This window comes from Actinocorallia aurantiaca (genome assembly GCF_039533685.1).
In the GTDB taxonomy this organism is placed as follows: Bacteria; Actinomycetota; Actinomycetes; order Streptosporangiales; family Streptosporangiaceae; genus Actinocorallia; species Actinocorallia aurantiaca.
Window position 1 is genome coordinate 474,097 of the sequence record NZ_BAAATZ010000029.1, and the last position, 19,576, is coordinate 493,672.

Here is a 19,576-nt window from a genome sequence, read left to right on the forward strand (position 1 = left end):
GGGCAGGAGATGCCCCTCGCGGTCGTGGCCACCGGAATCCCGGCTCAGGCGCGCGGGCCGGCGCCGTGCAGCAGGGTGTCGATGATGCGGGCGGCGAGGGCGTCCGGGTCGGCGCCGTCCGCGTTGCCGTGCAGGGACTCCCCGATGAGCGCGTAGTAGACCCGGCGCACCCAGTCGAGGTCGGCCGCTTGGTCGATGAGCTTGTCGGCCTGGGCCCGCTTCAGCACGGCGATGCAGCGGCGGTTGATGTCCTGCTGGAGGACGGCGGCCTCGCTGTCGGGGCCTGCCGGCAGTCCCAGGGCGAACGTCCAGGCGCTCTTGACCTGGAGCACATTGGCCGTGATCCGGTGCATCGCCACCAGCGGCGGCGCGGTGTCCGGCCTGCCGTCGTCCACCGCCTGGGCCAGCTGGCGGGCCGCGGACGACGCCAGCGCCTCGATCAGCGCCTGCCGGTTGGCGAAGCGCCGGTGGATCGTCGTCCGGGCCACTCCCGCGGCCGCGGCGATCTGCTCCATGGAGGCGCCGGGATCTTCGGCGAGCACCCGCTCGGCCGCCTCCAGGACCGCGCGCACGCTGCGCTCCGCGTCCGCTCTCAACGGCCGTGCCGCTGTCTCGCCCATCATGCCTCCTGCTTAGACCATCTATCCAGGAAAACAATACTCCCTGGATGCAAAGTCAGCTCTAATTGCATCATGACTGTTGCATTTTCTTGAGGTACTAGTACTCTCTCCTCCCAGTTGCCATCGTCTGAAGGAGAAACTCGTGCACAGCACCGCCCTCATCACCGGAGCGTCGTCCGGCCTCGGTGCGGAGTTCGCCGCGCAGCTCGCCGCCCAGGGGCACGATCTGATCCTGGTGGCGCGGTCCGGCGACCGGCTCGCCGCCCTCGCCGAGCGCCTGATCGCCGAGCACGGCGTCCGCGCCCATGTGCTGGTCCAGGACCTCGCCGAGCCGGACGCGGCCCGCCGCGTCGCCGACCGGCTGGCCTCCCGCGGCCTGAGCGTCGATCTGCTGGTCAACAACGCGGGCTTCGGCACCTGCGGCCGCTTCGAGGAGATATCCGGGGCCCGCGACCACGACCAGCTGATGGTCAACGTCGTCGCGCTCGTCGACCTCACCCACGAACTGCTGCCCGGCATGCTGGAGCGCGGCCGCGGCTCGGTCGTCAACGTCGCGTCCAACGCCGGCTTCCAGCCCTCCCCGTACTTCGCCGTCTACGGTGCGTCCAAGGCCTTCGTGCTGAACTTCGGGCTCGCCCTGCGCCAGGAGTACCGCAAGCGCGGCATCCGCGTGCTCACCCTGTGCCCCGGTCCGGTCGAGACCGCCTTCTTCGACGTCATCGGCACCCGCCGGGCGGCCGTGACCGGCTCCATGACCACCCCGGAGCCCGTCGTACGGGCCGCTCTGCGCGCGCTGGAGCGCGACCGCGGCTACGTCACCCCCGGACTCGGCAACACCCTGGCCGCACACCTGACGCCCCGCCGCCCCCGGACCGTGGTCGCCGCCATCGCCGAACGCATCACCCGCAAGGTCCTGACCCCGTCGGCCGACGCCTCGGCGATGCGGGAGCGCACCGCATGAGATCCTTTCCAGCCCCCCTCGCCGCGGCCTCGGCAGCCTCGCCCTGGACGGCACGGCCGCCCTGCGGCTGCCCACATCCGGCGAAGCGGCCGCCTTCGGCTACCTCGGTGCGATCGTCACCGCGGCCGCCTTCTTCCTCTGGTACGACGCGCTGCGCCGCCTCGGCGCCGACCGTGCGGGCCTCTTCGCCGGCCTCGTACCCGTAGGCGCGCTGCTCGCCACCGTCGCGCTCGGCCTCGGCCAGGCGGGCCCCGCCGATGTCACCGGTGCGCTGCTCGTCGCGGCAGGCGTCGTCCTCGGCCTCCGGCGGCCGGGCCGCGACGGCCGAGGAGCACACCGTCCCCAACAAACAGTCGGCGAGCCGACGGCTGGGGGGGGTCACGGCCGGCACCGCAGAATGCCTGATGGGCGATTTGGATATGCGCTGAAGGGGCCACCGGTGCACCCGCACACCTCGGCTGGTACGGCAAACGCTCGTACGCCCGGGATTCCCGGGCGTACGAGCGTCACGCACGTCGGGTACGGGTCTCCTCCAGCACCGCACGCCCGGCTACGGCCAACAGCGTCAGGGGCGGAGGCGGTTCTGGGAGCGACGCGCGGGTGGAGGGTCAGGGAATGCCGCACAGGCGCAGGAGGGCGGTGGTGGCGGCCGCGGTGAGGACGACGACGGGGAAGGGGGCGCGGCGCAGGGCCAGCGCGGCGGCGGCGAGGACTCCGGCGGGGCGGGACCATCCGGCGAAGTCCTGGTTCTCGGTGAGGGCGGAGGTGGCCACGAGCGCCAGGAGGAGGACGGTGGTGGCCGCGGCCAGGGGGCGTGTGAGCCTGTCGGCGGGGCCGAGGCGTTCGTGCAGGAGGGGGCCGGCCAGGCGGAAGGCGTAGGTTCCGGCGGCCAGCAGGAGGATCGCGGTCATCGGCAGTGTCGCGGTCATGGTGCTGCCTCCGGGGGTGTGCGGATGTGCGCGTCGTCTTGTTCGTCGTGCCGTTGGCCGGTGTGTTCCCGGTGCTCCTCGGGGCGGTGTTCCGTTCCGGTGGGCGCCTTGGCCGAAGGATCGTCGGAGTCGTGGTGGCGGGTGGTGCGGGTGAGGATCAGGAAGGGGACGAGCGCCAGGAGGGACAGCAGGACGGGGGCGCCGGGGGGCAGGAAGGGGGTGGCGGCCACGGCGATGAGGGCGCCGAGCAGGGCGGTGCGGCGGGTGGGGCGGTCGGCCAGGGCGGGCAGGAGCAGGGCCAGGAGGACGGCGGGGAAGGCCGCGTCCAGGCCGAGGGCGTTGACGTCGCCGATGGCGTGGGCGGCCAGGGCGCCCAGCGCGACGGAGGCGTTCCATACGACGAACAGGGCCGTCCCGCACAGCCAGTAGGTCGCGCGGCGGCGGGCGGGGTCTTCGTGGCGCAGGGTGAAGGCGATGGTCTCGTCGGTCATGAGGTGGGAGCCCAGGAGGCGGGCCCAGCGGGGGCCGGACAGGACGTCGGCGACGGCCAGCCCGAAGGGCAGGTGGCGGGCGTTGAGGATCAGGCCGGTGGTGACGGCGGCCAGCGGCGCGCCTCCGGCGAGGGCGACGCCGATGGCGGCGAACTGGGCTCCTCCGGCGAACACCAGCAGGGACATGGCGACCGGTACCCACAGGGGCAGGCCGCCGGAGACGGCGAGGGCGCCGAAGGACGCGCCGACCAGGGCGTCGGCGACGCAGACCAGGGCGATGTCGCGGAGGGTCGCCCGACCGGGTGTTCGCCAGAACGAACTCATGTCCACTAGGATGAACACCAGAGCCGGGTTCGTCAAATCGAACGAAAGGACTTCTGGAGCGAACATGGAGCGAACACCGTGACGCACAGCCCCGCGAACGCCGCCCCCTCCCCCGCCGGGGTCATCCAGACGATCGCCTCGGCCGTCCGCCGCGAGCGCGAACGCGCCGGGCTGACCCTCACCGAGCTGGCCCGCCGCGCCGGCCTGGCCAAGTCCACGCTCTCCCAGCTGGAGTCGGGCTCGGGCAATCCCAGCGTGGAGACGCTGTGGGCGCTGGGCATGGCGCTCGGGGTGCCCTTCAGCCGCCTGGTGGAGCCGGACGCCCCCCGCACCCGTCTCATCCGCGCCGGGCAGGGCCCCGCCACCCGTTCCCAGGAGTCGGACTACACCGCCGCCCTGCTCGCCTCCTGCCCGCCCGGCGCGCGCCGCGACCTCTACCGCATCACCGCCGAGCCGGGCCCGCCCCTGGACTCCCGCCCCCACCAGGCGGGCACCGTCGAGCACGTCGTCCTCAGCACCGGCCGCGCCCTGGCGGGCCCCGCGGAGTCCCCCGTGGAGCTCCACCCGGGCGACTACCTCACCTACCCCGGCGACGCCCCCCACACCTTCGCCGCGCTCTCTCCCGGCACCACCGCGGTCTTCGCGATGGAGCACCCCTGAACGGAGCGAGAGCACGAACGCCGGCGCGCCCCCCTGCCGGTCAGTGGATCGACGCAGCCGCCCAGTAGCGGCCCCCGCGTGCTCCGCCTGCTTCTGGCGCGCATCCTGCGCAGGTGCGTCCGCGTGAGGCGGCAGGGCCCGCGCGGGCCGGTCAGGTGATGGCGATGGTGCCCTGGGCGACCGCGCACAGGGTCTGGGAGCCTTCGGCGTCGATGGTGGACAGGTCGCAGCGGCAGACCACGCGGGTGCGGCCGGCGCGCACCACCCGGGCGTGGGCGCGCAGGGTGCGGCCGTCGGCGGGGCGCAGGTAGTCGATGGTGAACCCGGAGGTGATGACTCCGGCTCCCGCGACGGCCCCGGCGGCGAAGGTCAGGGCGTTGTCCGCGGCGTAGCCGAGCACGCCGCCGTGCAGGACGCCGTTCTGCTGGCGCAACTCGTCCTGGATGTCCAGTTCCAGGGTCGCCTGACCGTCGCCGAACGCGGTGATGCGGGCGCCGAGCAGCACGCTGAAGGGCTGGGCGGCCAGGACCTTCTGGGCGAACGCGAGATCGGGAATGTCCATGTCACATCCTCACTTCATATGTGAAGTGAGGATGGCCTCCCCCGGCCGCGTCTGTCAACATCGACCCATGCCCGAACCCGACCAGCGCCTCTTCTTCCTGCTCCAGCGCGCCGCCCACCGGCTGCGCCTGGACGCCGACCGCCGCTGCCTGGCCGTGGCCGGGATCACCACCGCCCAGCTCGGCGCGCTGTTCGCGGTCCGCGACCGGCCGGGCGTCACCCAGCGGCAGCTCGCGGGCGTCCTGGGCCTGCGCGAGTCGGCGGTCACCTCCCTCGTCGCCCGCCTGGCCGCCGCCGGCCTCCTCACCCGCGGCGCCCACCCCAGCGAGCACCGGGCGGTGGTGCTGGAGCTGTCGGACGGCGGCCTGGCCGCCCTGCGCGCCGCCCAGCCGGAGATCGACCGCTTCAACGCCGAACTGCGGGCCGTCCTGGGCGACGAGGACTTCACCCGGACGCTCGCGGCCCTGCGCACTCTCGCCTACGACGACGCCTGAAGTTCCATCCCACCTCATCACCGACATTTCGTCTCTAGGGCCCCGGTTGTGGCCCTAAGATCTTGCGCCGGGGGTGGTTTCCGTGGGAGCACACGCACGTCGGCGTCCCGTCACCGCGAAGGCCGCGGGGGCGGCCGCCGTCCTGGCCGCGGCCGGGCTTTCGGTGGTGCTGCTGGGCACCGACGGCGACTCCGAGGCGCCCGCGGACGCCGGCGAGATCCGCACCCTGGCGCCCGCGACGGTGTCGGTCTCCCCCGACGACGGCCACGGCGACCCGACGCAGCCGGAGATCTCCGCAAAACCGGTCACGGCGGTTCCCAAGCCGACCGTCACCACGGCGAGCCCCACGCCCACCCGCAGCAAGACGGCCCCTCCGGCCGCCCCGAGCGCGGCGCCCACGACGAACGAGCCCGCCGCCCCTGTCGTCCCCGGCGTGGTGGGACTGACCGTCGAGCAGGCCGCGGTGACGCTCGCGGCCGCCGGTTACGGCCACGAGGTGGTCTGCCAGGACGGCTTCCCCACCGGCCGGGTCGCCTCCCAGCAGCCGGCGGCCGGGCAGCAGTGGTCCCGGGGCGGGCGGGTTGCCCTGTTCGTCCCGCAAGGGCGCTGCCGGTCCGACCGGCCCGGCCGCCCCTGGGACGACGACGACTGACCCGCCGCCCTCCGGTCGGTTACATTCCCTTCATGCGCCCCACCCGGCTCGTTCCCCTGACCGTCGAGAACTCCACCGGCCGCTACGCCGACCTCATCCGGGCCAAGACCGGCACCGGACAGCTGTCGCCGGGCACCGCCGAGATCTACGTCCGCGACGTCCTGACGTTCTGCGAGATGGCGGGACCGCACCGCGTGCTGGACGAGCTGACGGGCGAGGACATCGACGAGGTCCTGCTGGCCTTCGCCCGCAAACCCGACGGGCGGCGCCGCGTCCCCGCCGCCGCCTCCGCGCCGCAGAGCGCCGCCTCCCAGTCGCGTTTCCGCCGCTCCCTGACGGTGTTCTTCCGCCACGCGGTCCTGTCGGGGTGGGTGCAGCTCGACCCGATGCCGGCCGCCACCGTCCGCGCCCGCGAGCGCGGCGGGCTGCGCACCGAGCGCCGCGCCCTGACCCGCGAGCAGGCGGGCGGCCTCATCACCGCGGCCCGCTCCCTGGCCGACGACCCTCCGGACGCCGCCCGCCGCGACGACCAGCGCACCGAGCTGCGCGACGCCCTCGTGGTGGTCATGCTCGCCACGCTCGGCCCCCGCGTCTCGGAGCTGGTCGGCGCGGACCTGGAGCACTTCTTCACCAGCGACGGCGTCCGCTACTGGCGGGTCCTGGGCAAGGGCGGCCGCACCCGCGACCTGCCGCTTCCCCCGCCCGTCGCCGCGCTCCTGGACGCCTACACCGCCGAGGGCCGCCCCCGCCTGGACCGCGGCCGCGAGGGCCGCGCGCTGCTGCTGTCCTGGCGGGGGCGGCGCCTGGCGCGCGGCGACGTCCAGCCCGTCATCGACCGCGTCCTGCGCCGGGTCGCCCCCGCCGACCGCCGCGCCGTCACCCCTCACGGCCTGCGCCACACCACCGCCACCCACCTGCTGGCCGCGGCCACCGACCTGGACGCCGTGCGCCGCGTCCTGGGCCATTCCGACCTGTCGACCCTCACCCGCTACCGCGACGCCCTGCCCGGCGAGCTGGAGGCCGCCATGCGCGTCCACCCCCTCCTGCCGCCCTGACCCGCGAGCGGACGGGCCCGCGGAGCGCCCGCCGAAGGCGCTCAGCCGGTGAAGGCCTCGATGAGGGACCACACGGCCAGGCCCGCCATGCACAGCCCGCCGAGCCGCTGGACGGTCTTCAACGGCACGCGCCGGACGATGAGCCGGCCGGCCAGCAGGGCCAGCGCGGAGACGGACATGAGGGCGGCGGCCGAGCCGATCGCGGTGGGCAGCAGCCCGTTGGACGCGGAGAGGTTGGCGGTGGTGATCTGGGTGAGGTCGCCCCATTCGCTGATGAACACGGCGGTGAACGCGGTGGAGAAGACGGGCCAGAAGCCGGTCAGGGCCCTGACGCCGCCCTCCTCGCCGTCCTCGTCCCCGCCGCGCAGCAGCATGAACGCGCCGAAGGCGAAGAGCGAGGCGGAGACGAGCTTGACCGCCGTGTTGGGCAGCAGGCCGATCAGCCCGCCGACGCCCACCGCGATGGCGACGTGCACGAGGAACGCGGTGGAGGCGCCCAGCCACACGTACAGGGGGCGCATGCGGGTGCCCATGGCCAGGGACGCGAACATCGTCTTGTCGGGGAGCTCGGCGAGGAAGATCAGCCCGAAGGCCGTGAGGATCGCCAGGGGGTCGAGGGACATGCCGGTCGGCTTTCTGCTCGGAGCCGGGCCCCGCAGGTCCACGAAGTCGCCCGTTTCACGGATGAGGACCGCTCGGCCCGGCATGACGGACCGGCACCGCGCCGGGAGGCGCGGCACCGTTCATGCCTTGGCCGAAGGTCTCGTCCATCGCGCCCCTTGTTCAGGGCCGCGACCCGGCGACCGGGACATCCGAGGACGTCCAGTATGTCGATCAGCCGGCGGGGTGGGACTACTCCCCTTCGCTGCCTGCCAGGGTAGCCGATGATCCCGCCTGGACGGGCCTCCGGGGGCGTCCCCTCACAGGCGGTGCCGAAGGCCCAGCTCCTGCGGATAGGGGTCCAGGTAGGTCTGGCCGACCACGTACGGCAGCTCCTCGCCCAGGGCGTGGTGGCGCAGCAGCGCCACCGGCAGGCTCAGCGGCACCCGCCCCGCCTCGAACTCGCCGATCGTCTCCACCAGGTCGTGGCGGCGCGGCCCGTTCAGGCGGGCGGTCAGCAGGCTGAACACGTGCTGCAGGGCGTTGACGTGGCGGCCCCGGGAGGGGCGGACGCCCAGCGCCCGCGTGAACACCCGCCGGTAGGCCAGTGCGGTCTCCTCCCGGGGCGCGGTGCCCGCCCGCGCCACGATCCGGCCGCTCTCCCGGTAGGCCTCCGGTTCGTGCGCCATGATCTGCAGCTTGTGCCGGCTGTGGAAGGCCACCAGGTCGCCCGCGCGCCACCCGCCGGCCAGCAGTTCCCGCAGCCGGGCGTGCGCGAAGATCCGCTCCACGAAGTGCTCGCGCAGCACCGGGTCGTTCAGCCGCCCCTCCTCCTCCACCGGGAGGTCGGGTCGGGCGTCCGTCAGCGCCGCGGCGAACGCGCCCCGCCCCCGGTGGTCGACGGGCTGGCCGTCGGTGCGCTCCCCGGGCAGGCCGGCGCTGTAGCGCGGCACGCCGAACAGCCCGCACGAGGGCGAGCGGGCCTTGAACACGAACCCGTCCAGCTCCTCCCACGAAGGCGCCGTCCGTCCGGTCAGCTCGGCGACCGCTCCCGAGTGGTCGGCGGTGCCGTCCTTGGCGGCCAGTCTCCCGTCGCTGAGCAGCCGCACCATCGGCCGCGGCGCCCCCAGCCCGATCTCCATCTCGGGGCAGACCGGCTCCCAGGACACGTACCGGGCGAGTTCGTCGGTGAGGAACCGGCACCTGCTGTGCCCGCCGTTGTAGCGCACGGGACTGCCCAGCAGGCACCCCGAGACCCCCACCCGCGGCCGGACGACGTCCATGGCTCCCCCCTTCCAGCCTTCATAGCCCCCGTCCGGGGCGCATCTCCACCAACGGAACCCCAAAACGAGCGCATCCCTCCGGTAGGGCGACCCGGACGGGAAATACCTTGGGAGAGCCAAGGGGGGCGCCGTCTGAACACCTCGATCATGCTCTTCACCCGCGACCTGCGGGTCCACGACAACCCCGCGCTGCACGCCGCCGTGGCCGACGGCGATCACGTGGTCCCGGTGTTCGTGTGGGACGAGGCGATCCTGGCCGGGCCGATGGCGGTGCCCAACCGGCTGCGCTTTTTGTCCGAGAGCCTCGAAGACCTGCGCCGTACCCTGCGCTCCCTGGGCGGCGACCTGATCGTGCGGCGAGGCGAGGTCGCCGCCGTGGCGGGCGAGATCGCCGCCCGCACCGGGGCCCGCTCCCTCTTCATAGCCGACGACCACTCCGATCACGCCCGCCGCCGCCTCGCCGCGCTGCGCGAGCTGCCCCTGCGGGTCACGGCCACGCCCGGCCTGACCGTCGTGCCCCCCGGGGACCTCACCCCCTCCTCGGGCGGCGCCCTCTACCGGGTCTTCACCCCTTACTGGCGGGCCTGGAGCGCCGTGCCGCGCGATCCGCTCCTGCCGCCGCCCGAACGGATCACCCTTCCTCCTGGCCTGGAGGCCGACACGCCGCCGGACCCTCCTACCTCAGGTCACTCCCCGGCTCTGCTGCCCGGCGGGGAGGACGAAGGGCGCCGCCGGCTCGCCGCCTGGGTCTCCGGCGGGCTCGCCGACTACGACGACGAACGCAACGAACTCGCCCGCGACGGCACCTCCCGCCTCAGCGCCCACCTGCGCTTCGGCACCCTCTCGCCCCGGGAGGTCCTGCACGCCACCTCCGCCTGCGAGCCCTTCACCCGCCAGCTCGCCTGGCGCGACTTCCACTACCAGCTCGCCGCCGCCTTCCCCGACCTGAGCTGGCGCGACTACCGGCCCGGCAGGGTCGACTTCCGCGACGACCCCGACGCGCTGGAGGCGTGGTGCGGCGCCGAGACCGGCGTTCCCATCATCGACGCCGCCCAGCGCCAGCTCCACCACGAGGGGTTCATGCACAACCGCGCCCGCATGATCACCGCGTCGTTCCTCACCCGCGTCCTGCGCGTGGACTGGCGCCACGGCTACCGCCACTTCCGCGACTGGCTGGCCGACGGCGACATCCCCAACAACGCGGCCAACTGGCAGCGCCTGGCCGGCACCGGCAACGACCCGCGCCCCCGCACCCTCAGCCCCCTGCGCCAGGCCGCCCGCTTCGACCCCGACGGCTCCTACGTGCACCGCTGGCTGCCCGAGCTGGAGGCGCTGGAGGGCCTGGCCGCCCACCGGCCGTGGAAGGCCGAGCCCTCACTGCGCCGCACCCTGCGCTACCCCGCGCCGCTCATCGACCCCGACGAGCCGGTGCGGCGCCGCAGCCGGTGAGCGGGCTTCAGCGGGCGTACTCCGGCGTCATCGCACGCGCCAGCGCCAGGTGCGTCGCGGCCTCCTCCTCCCGTCCGCCGCGCTGCAGGGTGCGGCCGAGCAGGTAGCGGGTGTAGGAGTCGTCCGGCGCCTGGGCCACCAGCTCCCGCAGGGCCTTCTCGGCCCGGCCCAGCTGGGCCGAGGCGTAGTAGGCGCGGGCCGCGAGCATTCGCACGCCCCGGTCCCGGCCGTGGCCCTCCAGCAGCGGGCGCAGCAGCACCAGGGCGCCCAGCGGGTCGCGCCGCTCCAGCAGCGACTCGGCGTGCCGAAGCCGCTCGACCTCCTCGGGCACCGCCCGGTGCTCCCGGCGCGCGGCGTGGCGGACGAACTCCGCGACCGTCTCGGCGGGCTGGGCTCCGGCCAGGGCCTGCCCCCGCACCACGAGCGTCGGCGAGGTCGCGACCCCCATGGCCTTGCCGGTGAGCACCAGCTCCCGCACCAGGCCGTCGGCGGCTCCCTCGGCCAGCAGCCGCTCCCCGGCGGCGAACCCCGCGCCGCGCGCGACGCTCCCCAGGACGCCGGGAGAGCCGATGTCGAGCGCGTCGACGAAGTGGGCCCGAAGAACCCCCTCGACGACGGCGTCCTGCAGCCGCGGCCCGCCCTCGGCCAGGGCCAGGGCGATCAGCCGGTGGGCGTCGTGGGGGTCGGCCCGCCACGCCGCGCCCCACCGCGGCCCCAGGCCTTCTTCCGCGGCGATGCGCGCCACCCGGTCGCGGTTGCCCTCCGGGGACAGGCCTGGCGCGCAGGCGGCCAGCGCCTCTCCGGCCGCGGGGTCGGCCAGGGCTTCTTGCAGGGGGACGGCCTGGGCGGGGGCGGTCGGGTCGATCCGGTAGGGGCGCCACACCACCTCGGCCTGCTCCCCGAGCCCGTTCGCGAGGGCTCGCTCCAGGCGCCGCTTGCCGATGTAGGCCCAGGGGCAGACCACGTCCGCCCAGATCTCGATACGCATGCCCGCACATTAAGCGACAACCGTCGTTTAAGCAACATGTGTTGTTTAAGCGACGGTCGTCGTATAGTTCTGCCGTGAACCCCGACGACCCGCGCGCACAACGCACCCGCGCCCGCCTGCGCGCCGCGATCCTCCACCTGGCCGCCCGCCACGACCCCGCCGCCCTCACCATGGCCGCCGTCGCCCGCCAGGCCGAGGTCAACCGCGCCACCGTCTACCAGCACTACCCCGACCTGGAGGCCCTCCTCACCGACGCGATGGAGGACGCCGTCACCCACCTCGCCCGCGCCGCCGCCTCCTGCCCCCTGGACGCCCCCCGCGACCACGCGCCCCCGCCCCTGCTCGACCTGTTCGGCCACGTCGCCGCCAACGCCCCCCTCTACCGGCGCATGCTCGGCACCCAGGGCAGCGCCCGCTTCGTCACCCGCATCCGCCACGGCGTCACCGCCGCCCTCGCCGAGCGCTTCGCCCAGGGCCACCGCCCGCCCGGCCACACCGACGTGCCCGCCGACCTCCACGCCGCCTACCTCGCCGGAGCCCTCACCGGCGTCATCGCCCACTGGCTCACCGAACGCCCCGCCGACTCCCCGCAGGAGGCGGCCCTGTCCTTCTGGCGCCTCTTCCGCCCCTGACCCACCGGCGCCCGGACGGCGCCGCCGGGGATTCAGCGGGCGGCCGGGACCCGTGCCGCGGCGGAGGCCGCAGGGGTCCGCGCCGCCCGGGTGCGCTTGTCGAGACGGGCGGCGAGGAGGGCCAGCAGCAGGGCGGCGCCGGACAGGAGGGCGCCGACCGGGTTCGGGGAGGTGTAGCCGAGGCCTCCGGCGATGACGAGGCCGCCGAGCCAGGCGGCGAGCGCGTTGCCGAGGTTGAAGGCGCCGATGTTGGCGGCCGAGGCCAGCGTCGGGGCCGCGGACGCCTGGTCCAGCACCCGCTTCTGCAGCGGGGGCACGGTCGCGAATCCGAGGGCGCCGATCAGGGTCAGGGTGATCGCCGCGAACACCTTGTCGTGGGCGGTCGCGGTGAAGACCAGCAGCGTCAGGGACAGGGCGCCCAGCGAGGCGAACAGCAGGGGCATCAGCGCGCGGTCGGCGAACTTCCCGCCGAGCAGGTTGCCCAGGAACATGCCGATCCCGAAGAGCACGAGCAGCCAGGTGACGGCGGCCTCGGAGTAGCCGGCGACCTCGGTCATCATCGGCGAGATGTAGGTGATGGCCGCGAACACGCCGCCGTAGCCGAGCACCGTCATCGCCATCGCGAGCCAGACCTGCGCGTTCTTGAACGCGGCGAACTCCGTGCGCACGCTCTGCGAGGCCGGAGGCCGGCCCGTGTCCGGCACCAGCCTCGCCACGCCCAGGAGCGCGACGACGCCGAGGGCGGCCACGAGGGCGAAGGTGGCACGCCAGCCGAACACCTGGCCGATGTAGGTGCCTCCCGGGACGCCGACGATGTTCGCCACCGTCAGGCCCGTGAACATCAGCGAGATCGCCGACGCCTTCTTGCGGGGCGCGACCAGGGCGGCCGCGACCACGGAACCGATGCCGAAGAACGCGCCGTGCGCCAGCGAGGCGACGACCCGCCCGGTCATCATCACCCCGAAACCGGGAGCCGCGGCGGAGAGCGCGTTGCCGGCGATGAACAGGCCCATGAGGAGCATGAGCATCTTCTTGCGGGACGTCCTCGTCCCCGCGACCGTCAGCAGCGGGGCGCCGAACACCACGCCCAGGGCGTAACCGGTGACGAGCCGGCCGGCCGTGGGGATCGAGACCCCGAAGTCGCCCGCGACCTGGGGCAGCACACCCATGATCACGAATTCGGTGGTGCCGATCCCGAAGGCTCCGACGGCCAGGGCCAAGAGCGCGAGAGGCATGGGAATGCCCTTCCAAGTGATTGCAGGAGGCTTTTACAAGCGCCGACAATACTTGCAGACGCTCTATAAATGCAAGCGCGGTATGTTGGATCCGCCATCGCACACCGACCGCGGCCGCAGACGAAGGAGGCTCCGTGACCACGACGGTCCCCGAACTCGCCCAGGGCTGGTGCGCCCTGTCCCTCCTGCACGGCCGGATCGAGACGCGCCTCGAACGAGCCCTGCAGGCCGCGCACGACCTGAGCGTGCGCGAGTACACCCTGCTCGACGTCCTCAGCCGCCAGCATTCCGGAGAAGGCGGGCACCTGCAGATGAAGCAGGTCGCCGACGCCGTCGTCCTCAGCCAGAGCGCCACGACCCGCCTGGTCACCCGGCTCGAGGATCGCGGCCTGCTGTCCCGCTACCTGTGCCCCACCGACCGCCGCGGCATCTACACCGACGTCTCCGACGACGGCCTCTCGCTCCTTCGCCGGGCCCGCCCCACCCACGACGACGCCCTGCGCGAAGCCTTGGACGAAGCGGCCCGCGACCCTCGGCTCCACCGCCTGGTCCAGGCCGTGGAGGAACTGAACGGCTCCCCGCCCGCCCGCACGCCGCAGGTATGAGCACGGAGCCGCTCAGGCGAGGCGGGTGGTGAGCAGCCGGTGGAGGTTTCCGCCGAGGATCTTGCGGATGTCGGGTTCGGGGAGGCCGCGGGCGAGGAGTTCGCCGGTGAGCAGGGGCAGGCCCGAGGGGCCGGCCAGGCCGGGGAGGGTGGCCATGACGTCGAAGTCGACGGATCCCGCGGGGTCTTCGCAGCAGGGCGGGGTGAGGTCGGTGTAGACCTCGTGGATGAAGTCCGGGCCGAGGCCGACGTGGTCGACGCCCGCCACCGACGCGATGTGCTCGATGTGGTCGGCCAGCCGGGCGAGGGTGTAGCCGGACGGGTCGGCGTCCAGGAAGCCCGGCAGGAAGTTCACGCAGACCACTCCGCCGGAGGCCGCGACGCCCCGGATCTGGTCGTCGGTCAGGTTGCGGTGGTGGTCGCGCAGGGCGCGGGCGCTGGAATGGGTGGCGATCACCGGCCGGGACGCGAGTTCGAGGACGTGCTCCACCCCGCTGGCGCCCAGGTGGGAGATGTCCAGCAGGATGCCGAGCCGCTCCATCTCGGCCACGGCCTGCACGCCCGCGGCGGTCAGGCGGCTCGCGGTGGCGTCCTCGCCGCTGCCGTCGGCGAGCGGGGTGCGTCCCCAGTGCGCCAGTGAGGCGATGCGGACGCCGAGCCGGTGCACGGTGGCGAGGAGTTCGATGTTCGCGTCCAGGCCGGGCATGCTCTCCAGCGCCAGGACCAGCGCGATCCTCCCCTCGGCCAGTGCCGCGTCGATCTGCGGCCCGTCGAGGCACAGCCGGACGTCGGCGGCGTTGCCCTCGGCGATCGCGTGCGCGCACTCGATCATCCGGAGCGTCTCGCGCAGCGCCCCCTCGGGCCTGAACTGGTCGTCGATGAACACCGGAAGCACCTGGAGGTCGACTCCGCCCGCGCGGAGCTGCGGCAGCCACCGCTCCCTGAAGAACGACGCCCACCGTGCGGGAGGGCGGGCCACCACCGCCATCAGCAGGTCGTTGTGCGCGTCGGCCACCACCGCGTTCCCATGCAAGTCAGCAGGCATGGCCCGCACTGTAACCCGGCGGTGTGCTGAGCCCCTCCCAGGGCTCCGGTCGGTCGAGAGCGAAACCGCGGCATCCGGGAAGCAAGAGGCCGTCTGGTGCGCGCAGGCCATCCGGGGCATCAGGCGGGTTCGGCTTGGAGCGTCTCGGTCACGGGGCGGCGGCCTCCGAGGAGGGCGGGGACCGCGGTGAGCGCCGCCACCACGAGCACGGTCGCCGGCACCAGGGCGAGCAGCTGCCACAGCGGGGGAAGCGTGGCTCTGCCGCTGTCGCCGCCGGTGACCGCGTTTATCGCGTGGAACAGTGCGAATCCTCCCGGGAAGGCGCCCGCGACGGCGCCGGCGAGCGCGGGGAGCACCTGGGCGGCCGCCAGCGCCGCGCCCGCTTCACCGGGGGTCGCGCCGAGGGCGCGCGCCAGCGCGGAGGAACGCCGGTTGTCGAGCACCGTCGCCCAGGTGATGAAGACGGCGTTGACCGCCGCCAGGCAGAACAGCGTGACCATCACGACGAGGAGCACCCGGCGCAGCGGCTCCGCCTGGGCATCGCCGTATCCGCCGGCGGGCGGCCCGGCGGTGAGGAAGGCATCGAGGACCAGCGCGACGTAGACCCCGCTGACCGTGACCGCGATGCTGGCCACGTTCAGCATCGCGCGGCGCGGCCGGCGGGCCGTGATGCGCAGGGCGAGGAGCAGCGGTACGGGCAGCCGCGCCGAGACCGCGATGAGCCATCCGGTGCGGCGGGGCGGGCGCGCCGAGTCGGCCAGCGCGACGACGGTGCTGGAGCGGGCGGCGCGCACGGCCGGGACAACGGTCGCGGCCGCCGCGATTCCGAGTGCGGCGGCGCTCACCAAGCCGATCGTGGACGGGGTCATCGACGGCGTGCCCGCGCTGCCGATGAGGCCGGCTCCGGACGCGGTGAGCAGCGGGGCGGCCAGCGCTCCGACCGCCAGCCCGGCCGCGGCCGCGATGACGGCCACGAGGACGTACTCCGCGAGGAGCACGGCGGCGACCAGGCCCGGTGCGCCGCCGGCCGCCTTGAGGAGTCCGACGCGTCTGGTCTGCCCGGCCATCCGGCCGCCGACCAGCACCGAGACGCTGGCCACGGCGAGCAGCCCGAGCAGCCAGGCTCCCATCCGCAGAAGGATCTGGGCGTCTTCGGCCGGCTCGGTGGCGTCTTCACGGATGGTCTCCCATGACTCCAGGCGCGGAGCGTCCAGGCTCTTCGAGAGGTGGGCTCCGACGAACGCCCGTGCCTCATCCGGGTGGGCCAGCTTCAGGTTCATCACATGGGCCAGGGAGCCGGGGTCCGAAGTGAGGCTCCGCGCGTCCGCCCGGGTGAGCCAGACCAGGCCGGGAGTCTGCAGCAGGCCCGGAGGGAGCCTGGACAGCTCCTCGGGAGTCGCACCGCTCGCGCAACCGACGGCGACGATGCAGGACGCCTGCGGGTAGGGCGCCACGGCGGCGGTGACCGCGACACCGACGACCTCGAACGCCCGGCCGCCCAGGGTGACCGGATCGCCGACGCGCAGACCGAGCGCCTCGGCGAAGGCGGCCTCGACCACCACACCGCCCTCGCTGACCCAGCCGCCCCGCGTCAGCTCGGGCTGGTCGACCGACGCGGGCGCGGCGTCACGCCCCACCGCCTGCACATCCGACGTGCGGCCGGACGCCTGGAGTTTCGCCGGAGCGACCGGGTACGGGCCGCTGTGGTCGATGACGCCGGGAGCACCGGCCAGTTCCTCGAGGCCGGAAAGCCCGGCGGGCCGGTCCGCAACGGCGACCACGTCAGGGCCGCTGGTCGCCTCCCGGGTGCTCTGGTACGGGTCGTCGGCCGCGTCGCGCAGAACGAGCCCGAGTGTCAGCGTCGTGGTGGCCGCCATGATGGCCAGCAGCAGAAGCGCGGCCTCGACGGGACGCCTCCGGAGGTCGCGCACGGCGAGGCGGCCTATGAGCAGGATCCGGCCCATCGCCCTCAGTCCTCCAGTCCGGCGAGCGCCCCGAGCCGCCCGGTGGTTCCGCCGGTCAGCCTGGTCTCGTCCACGAACGCGCCGTCGCGCATCGAGATCAACCGGTCCGCGGTCGCCGCGATCCGCGCGTCGTGAGTGACGATGACCAGCGTCTGACCGGACTCGTGCAGGCCATCGAAGAGCCGCAGGACGTCCAGGGTGGCGGCGCTGTCCAGATTCCCGGTCGGCTCGTCGGCGAGGACGACCGACGGTTCGTTGCTCAACGCCCGGGCGACCGCGACCCGCTGCCGCTGGCCGCCGGACAGCGCGGAGGGCGGGAAACGCGCCCGATGGTCGAGCCCGACCCGCTCCAGCAGCTCCTGCGCACGCCGCCTGGCCGCCCGCGGCGAGCGGCCCGCCAGCAACGCCGGCAGCTCGACGTTCTCCACGGCGGTGAGCTCCTCCATCAGGTGGAAGGACTGGAAGACGAAACCGACGGCGGTCCGCCGCATCCGGGCCAGAGCCCTCTCCCCGATGTCGTCGATCCGACGGCCGTTCAGCCACACCTCTCCGCCCGACGGCCGGTCCAGCCCCCCGAGCAGGTGCAGCAGCGTGGACTTACCGGATATCGGATTGTGACCATCCGCCGGTGGGCCACTGCCGGGGCTCGAGTGCGTTGGCCTTACGGGGGCGAGACAGATCGGGGAGGGTGGACGGATCCGGACTTGGGTGGGGCAGCAAGGCCGCTAGCATCCGGCGAACGGGCAGGTCTCCGCCATGAGCGAAGCTCACCCGTAGGGCGCGAAGCGTGGCGGTGCCCCGCTGCCCGTAAGCCCGAGGGAGTGGCCTTGCGCGGGGTTCCCGCCCAAGTCTGGATCCGGCCGCCCGGCTGTCCGTGCGGCGGGTTGTTGGCGCTTCGTATGTTGGCTGCGTCTTGATTAGACGGCAGGAGGTGGGTCCTGCGGGGGCTGCTGGCTTCCGATAAATTGGGAAGGGTCGGGTTCGCGACGCTTGTTCAGAACCAAGAGAATCTTGGCGAGCTTGTCCATAATCCGTGGACGGTCGGCTGGATGCGTGCCGTTGAGCGCCAACTCAGCGATCTTCATGTCGCGACGGTGGTTCAAGTACAACCGTGCATACATCAGCAGGAAGGCCAGGAAGGTTCCCGAACTGATTATCTGCCAAATTTCCACTGTTACCCCTGCTTGCCTGTCTGGCCGAGCAGGGCGGGTGCGCGTCAGCTCGACCAGGGTTTGCCTGGTTGAACTGAGCACCGCCGCCCGGAACAGTGGAGACTCAGGGATCGCCTCCCCTTGGGAAGGCGTCTGGTTCTTCCTCTCTGTAGGACCCTAGCAGCAAGCAGCAGCCTGTTACCGATCAGCGCTTCCGGGGCACTGACGTTATGTAACTTGACGAAATTGCACAGAACTAGGCGTCATGAGACCCACCTACACGCTTAAGCGCCATTCAGACGGGCCTCGTAAACTATACCGCTAACCCCTTCGAGGGGGAGGTTTGTTTGGTTTTTCCGTCCCTCGAAGGGATGATTCCTTGCTGGGTAGACCAGTCCGCTCCAGCATGATCCCCTTCTCTTCTCGACTCGGGGCGGCAGTGCATGAGCATCAGAGGATCGGCGCTACCTGGACGCGTGGGCAGGAGACTCAAACTGGCATGAACCTTGCCACCTTGGGATGCGGCCGCTCGGTCGCAGACGCGTTCCTGGGGGAGCTGATCCCTGTGCGCCCGCTCGGCAGAGGGTGGGAACCGCAGCAAAGCGGTGGCCCGGCCAGCTGTACCACGCGCCCGGCGCTTGCGCCGGGCGCGTGAGTGCAGCGATGAGCCGGGACCGCCGCGACAGCGGCGGTCCCTCTTGATCCTGTAGGGGAAAGCCTCACACAGAACCGAAACGACCCGCGCTAACCCGCGTCTTGTTCGGGCGGACGTGCCCAGCGATGTGCCGTAGCCGTGGGGATGCCGGTCAGTTCGGAAATCTGCCTGTAGCTGAGGCCGCTGTCTGCCAAAGCTGCGAGTACGGCAGCCCCTGCCTGCGTGTTGATGTGGCGACGCCGCCATGCCTCAACAGCAGCCGAAACAAGATCTTCTCGGGAATCGCCGGAATGACCTTCCGGCAGCAATTAGGTTAGTGCTTCTTCGAGGTCCACTTGCACCCCCCTGTCTCATTGTGAGACAGTCCTCGTGTCTCATAGTGAGACACTACATGATCCCCAGAAACAAAACGGACAAAGCGGCCCCGGTAAGTGCTGCGAACACGAACCGGGACCTTGATCAGACGATGGAGGTCTGACCCGTGTTCAATGGTAGGGGCATCGGAGAAACTGTTCATCCGGCAAGAACGGACCAGCAGGGCAGCAGCCTGAGCGCGGAACGTGACTTCATCGCGGAACCGGTAGAGGTGCGGGCGGGGCGGGTCTGGCTACGGGAGGTGCTTCCTGCGTCCTGCCTGGTGCGTGACGACTGCCTGATGGTCCTGTCTGAGCTGATGGGCAACGCTGCGGAGCACGGGAGCGGACACCTGCTGAGGGTGCGGGTGGAGCACGATGCGGGGCGCGTCTGGGGCGTGCTGGTGGAGCACGACTTCCCCGATGAGACGGCGGTGCCACGTGTGGAGTTGAGCGCGCTGCTTGAGGCGGGGCGGCTGCTGAGTGCGCCGACCATCTATCGGCCGAAGGTGGCAGAGCTTCGGGAGCGCGGACGGGGCCTGCTGCTGGTCGGGGATCTGTGTACCGCGTGGGAGGCAGAACGGATCCTGGGGTGCCTGGTCATCCGCTGGTGGCTGGATGGCTGCCGGTGCGAGGAGGGCGGGCCGTGCTGAGGCTGAGCCGCGAACACCAGGACGCCGCGTACCGGGGTGCGTCGATGGCGGAAAAGCGGTTCCCTGGGGTCATCGTGTGGTGGGGGGTTCGTACCGGGCTGTGGCTGGCGTTGGTGCCTACCGGTCAGGGTCGGATGCTCGTGGAAGCGTCAAGCCTGGATGGGCTGGCGGGGCTGCTCCAGCGTTGGGAGGCGTCGCGGTGACGGGCTCGATCAGG

22 protein-coding genes are annotated in these 19,576 nt (G+C 72.8%); 10 read left to right on the top strand and 12 right to left on the bottom strand.

Going from position 1 to position 19,576, the window contains the following annotated elements; translation table 11 throughout:
* Positions 1-44: 44 nt before the first annotated feature.
* On the bottom strand, positions 45-620 hold the full coding sequence (locus ABD327_RS30240; protein WP_344455446.1) for a TetR/AcrR family transcriptional regulator: 576 nt from the start codon (positions 618-620) through the stop codon (positions 45-47).
* A gap of 142 nt (positions 621-762) precedes the next feature.
* On the opposite strand from ABD327_RS30240, the gene ABD327_RS30245 reads away from it, so the two are divergent.
* Both ABD327_RS30245 and ABD327_RS30250 read left to right on the top strand, forming a co-directional pair.
* A complete protein-coding gene (locus ABD327_RS30245; protein WP_344455448.1) occupies positions 763-1,581 on the top strand; it encodes an SDR family NAD(P)-dependent oxidoreductase in 819 nt (272 codons plus the stop codon).
* Positions 1,582-1,693: 112 nt separating this feature from the next.
* Positions 1,694-2,239, top strand: a complete 546-nt coding sequence (locus ABD327_RS30250; protein WP_344455553.1) for a DMT family transporter — start codon at positions 1,694-1,696, stop codon at positions 2,237-2,239.
* Here the strand turns inward: ABD327_RS30250 and ABD327_RS30255 are convergent.
* Positions 2,190-2,510, bottom strand: coding sequence for an AzlD domain-containing protein (locus ABD327_RS30255; RefSeq protein ID WP_344455450.1), 321 nt, complete (start codon positions 2,508-2,510; stop codon positions 2,190-2,192). The genes ABD327_RS30250 and ABD327_RS30255 overlap by 50 nt on opposite strands.
* Positions 2,507-3,325 carry an AzlC family ABC transporter permease gene (locus ABD327_RS30260; RefSeq protein WP_344455452.1) on the bottom strand — a complete coding sequence of 273 codons (819 nt, stop codon included), beginning with the start codon at positions 3,323-3,325 and terminating at the stop codon, positions 2,507-2,509. The genes ABD327_RS30255 and ABD327_RS30260 overlap by 4 nt, the downstream gene beginning before the upstream one ends.
* Positions 3,326-3,403: 78 nt before the next feature.
* On the opposite strand from ABD327_RS30260, the gene ABD327_RS30265 reads away from it, so the two are divergent.
* Entirely contained in the window at positions 3,404-3,985 is a 582-nt protein-coding gene (locus tag ABD327_RS30265; RefSeq protein ID WP_344455454.1) for a helix-turn-helix domain-containing protein, read from the top strand.
* A 151-nt stretch (positions 3,986-4,136) separates the two neighbouring features.
* Here the strand turns inward: ABD327_RS30265 and ABD327_RS30270 are convergent, their stop codons facing one another.
* Positions 4,137-4,547 (bottom strand): PaaI family thioesterase, encoded by a 411-nt coding sequence (locus tag ABD327_RS30270; protein WP_344455456.1) that lies wholly within the window; start codon positions 4,545-4,547, stop codon positions 4,137-4,139.
* Positions 4,548-4,614: 67 nt separating this feature from the next.
* Here ABD327_RS30270 and ABD327_RS30275 point away from each other — a divergent pair, with 67 nt between their 5' ends.
* The 3 genes from ABD327_RS30275 to ABD327_RS30285 all read left to right on the top strand — a co-directional run bounded on the left by ABD327_RS30275 (position 4,615) and on the right by ABD327_RS30285 (position 6,747).
* On the top strand, positions 4,615-5,040 hold the full coding sequence (locus ABD327_RS30275; RefSeq protein ID WP_344455458.1) for a MarR family winged helix-turn-helix transcriptional regulator: 426 nt from the start codon (positions 4,615-4,617) through the stop codon (positions 5,038-5,040).
* Between the two features lie 82 nt (positions 5,041-5,122).
* Positions 5,123-5,692: a PASTA domain-containing protein gene (locus ABD327_RS30280; RefSeq protein ID WP_344455460.1), complete on the top strand. Its 570-nt coding sequence runs from the start codon at positions 5,123-5,125 to the stop codon at positions 5,690-5,692.
* Between the two features lie 32 nt (positions 5,693-5,724).
* Entirely contained in the window at positions 5,725-6,747 is a 1,023-nt protein-coding gene (locus tag ABD327_RS30285) for a tyrosine-type recombinase/integrase (RefSeq protein WP_344455462.1), read from the top strand.
* 41 nt (positions 6,748-6,788) lie between these two features.
* Here the strand turns inward: ABD327_RS30285 and ABD327_RS30290 are convergent, their stop codons facing one another.
* Both ABD327_RS30290 and ABD327_RS30295 read right to left on the bottom strand, forming a co-directional pair.
* Positions 6,789-7,454, bottom strand: a complete 666-nt coding sequence (locus ABD327_RS30290) for a TMEM165/GDT1 family protein (protein WP_344455464.1) — start codon at positions 7,452-7,454, stop codon at positions 6,789-6,791.
* Between the two features lie 213 nt (positions 7,455-7,667).
* A complete protein-coding gene (locus ABD327_RS30295; RefSeq protein ID WP_344455466.1) occupies positions 7,668-8,630 on the bottom strand; it encodes a DUF523 and DUF1722 domain-containing protein in 963 nt (320 codons plus the stop codon).
* Between the two features lie 147 nt (positions 8,631-8,777).
* On the opposite strand from ABD327_RS30295, the gene ABD327_RS30300 reads away from it, so the two are divergent.
* Entirely contained in the window at positions 8,778-10,079 is a 1,302-nt protein-coding gene (locus ABD327_RS30300; protein ID WP_344455469.1) for a cryptochrome/photolyase family protein, read from the top strand.
* 7 nt (positions 10,080-10,086) lie between these two features.
* Here the strand turns inward: ABD327_RS30300 and ABD327_RS30305 are convergent, their stop codons facing one another.
* Positions 10,087-11,067: a DsbA family protein gene (locus tag ABD327_RS30305; RefSeq protein ID WP_344455471.1), complete on the bottom strand. Its 981-nt coding sequence runs from the start codon at positions 11,065-11,067 to the stop codon at positions 10,087-10,089.
* A gap of 74 nt (positions 11,068-11,141) precedes the next feature.
* On the opposite strand from ABD327_RS30305, the gene ABD327_RS30310 reads away from it, so the two are divergent.
* A complete protein-coding gene (locus ABD327_RS30310) occupies positions 11,142-11,699 on the top strand; it encodes a TetR/AcrR family transcriptional regulator (protein ID WP_344455473.1) in 558 nt (185 codons plus the stop codon).
* Between the two features lie 32 nt (positions 11,700-11,731).
* Here the strand turns inward: ABD327_RS30310 and ABD327_RS30315 are convergent, their stop codons facing one another.
* Complete coding sequence (locus ABD327_RS30315; RefSeq protein ID WP_344455475.1) at positions 11,732-12,934, bottom strand: MFS transporter; 1,203 nt, start codon at positions 12,932-12,934, stop codon at positions 11,732-11,734.
* Positions 12,935-13,068: 134 nt separating this feature from the next.
* Here ABD327_RS30315 and ABD327_RS30320 point away from each other — a divergent pair, with 134 nt between their 5' ends.
* The gene (locus ABD327_RS30320; RefSeq protein WP_344455477.1) at positions 13,069-13,539 is read left to right on the top strand and encodes a MarR family winged helix-turn-helix transcriptional regulator; all 471 of its coding nucleotides are present in this window, start codon (positions 13,069-13,071) and stop codon (positions 13,537-13,539) included.
* Between the two features lie 12 nt (positions 13,540-13,551).
* On the opposite strand, the gene ABD327_RS30325 is transcribed toward ABD327_RS30320, so the two are convergent.
* The 4 genes from ABD327_RS30325 to ABD327_RS30340 form a co-directional block, all read right to left on the bottom strand.
* The gene (locus tag ABD327_RS30325) at positions 13,552-14,583 is read right to left on the bottom strand and encodes a dipeptidase (protein ID WP_344455479.1); all 1,032 of its coding nucleotides are present in this window, start codon (positions 14,581-14,583) and stop codon (positions 13,552-13,554) included.
* A gap of 119 nt (positions 14,584-14,702) precedes the next feature.
* The gene (locus ABD327_RS30330) at positions 14,703-16,547 is read right to left on the bottom strand and encodes an FtsX-like permease family protein (RefSeq protein ID WP_344455481.1); all 1,845 of its coding nucleotides are present in this window, start codon (positions 16,545-16,547) and stop codon (positions 14,703-14,705) included.
* 5 nt (positions 16,548-16,552) lie between these two features.
* Positions 16,553-17,245: an ABC transporter ATP-binding protein gene (locus ABD327_RS30335; protein ID WP_344455554.1), complete on the bottom strand. Its 693-nt coding sequence runs from the start codon at positions 17,243-17,245 to the stop codon at positions 16,553-16,555.
* Positions 17,246-17,464: 219 nt separating this feature from the next.
* Positions 17,465-17,719: a hypothetical protein gene (locus tag ABD327_RS30340; RefSeq protein ID WP_344455483.1), complete on the bottom strand. Its 255-nt coding sequence runs from the start codon at positions 17,717-17,719 to the stop codon at positions 17,465-17,467.
* A gap of 1,115 nt (positions 17,720-18,834) precedes the next feature.
* On the opposite strand from ABD327_RS30340, the gene ABD327_RS30345 reads away from it, so the two are divergent.
* Positions 18,835-19,359 (top strand): ATP-binding protein, encoded by a 525-nt coding sequence (locus ABD327_RS30345; protein WP_344455486.1) that lies wholly within the window; start codon positions 18,835-18,837, stop codon positions 19,357-19,359.
* Positions 19,360-19,576: the final 217 nt, after the last annotated feature.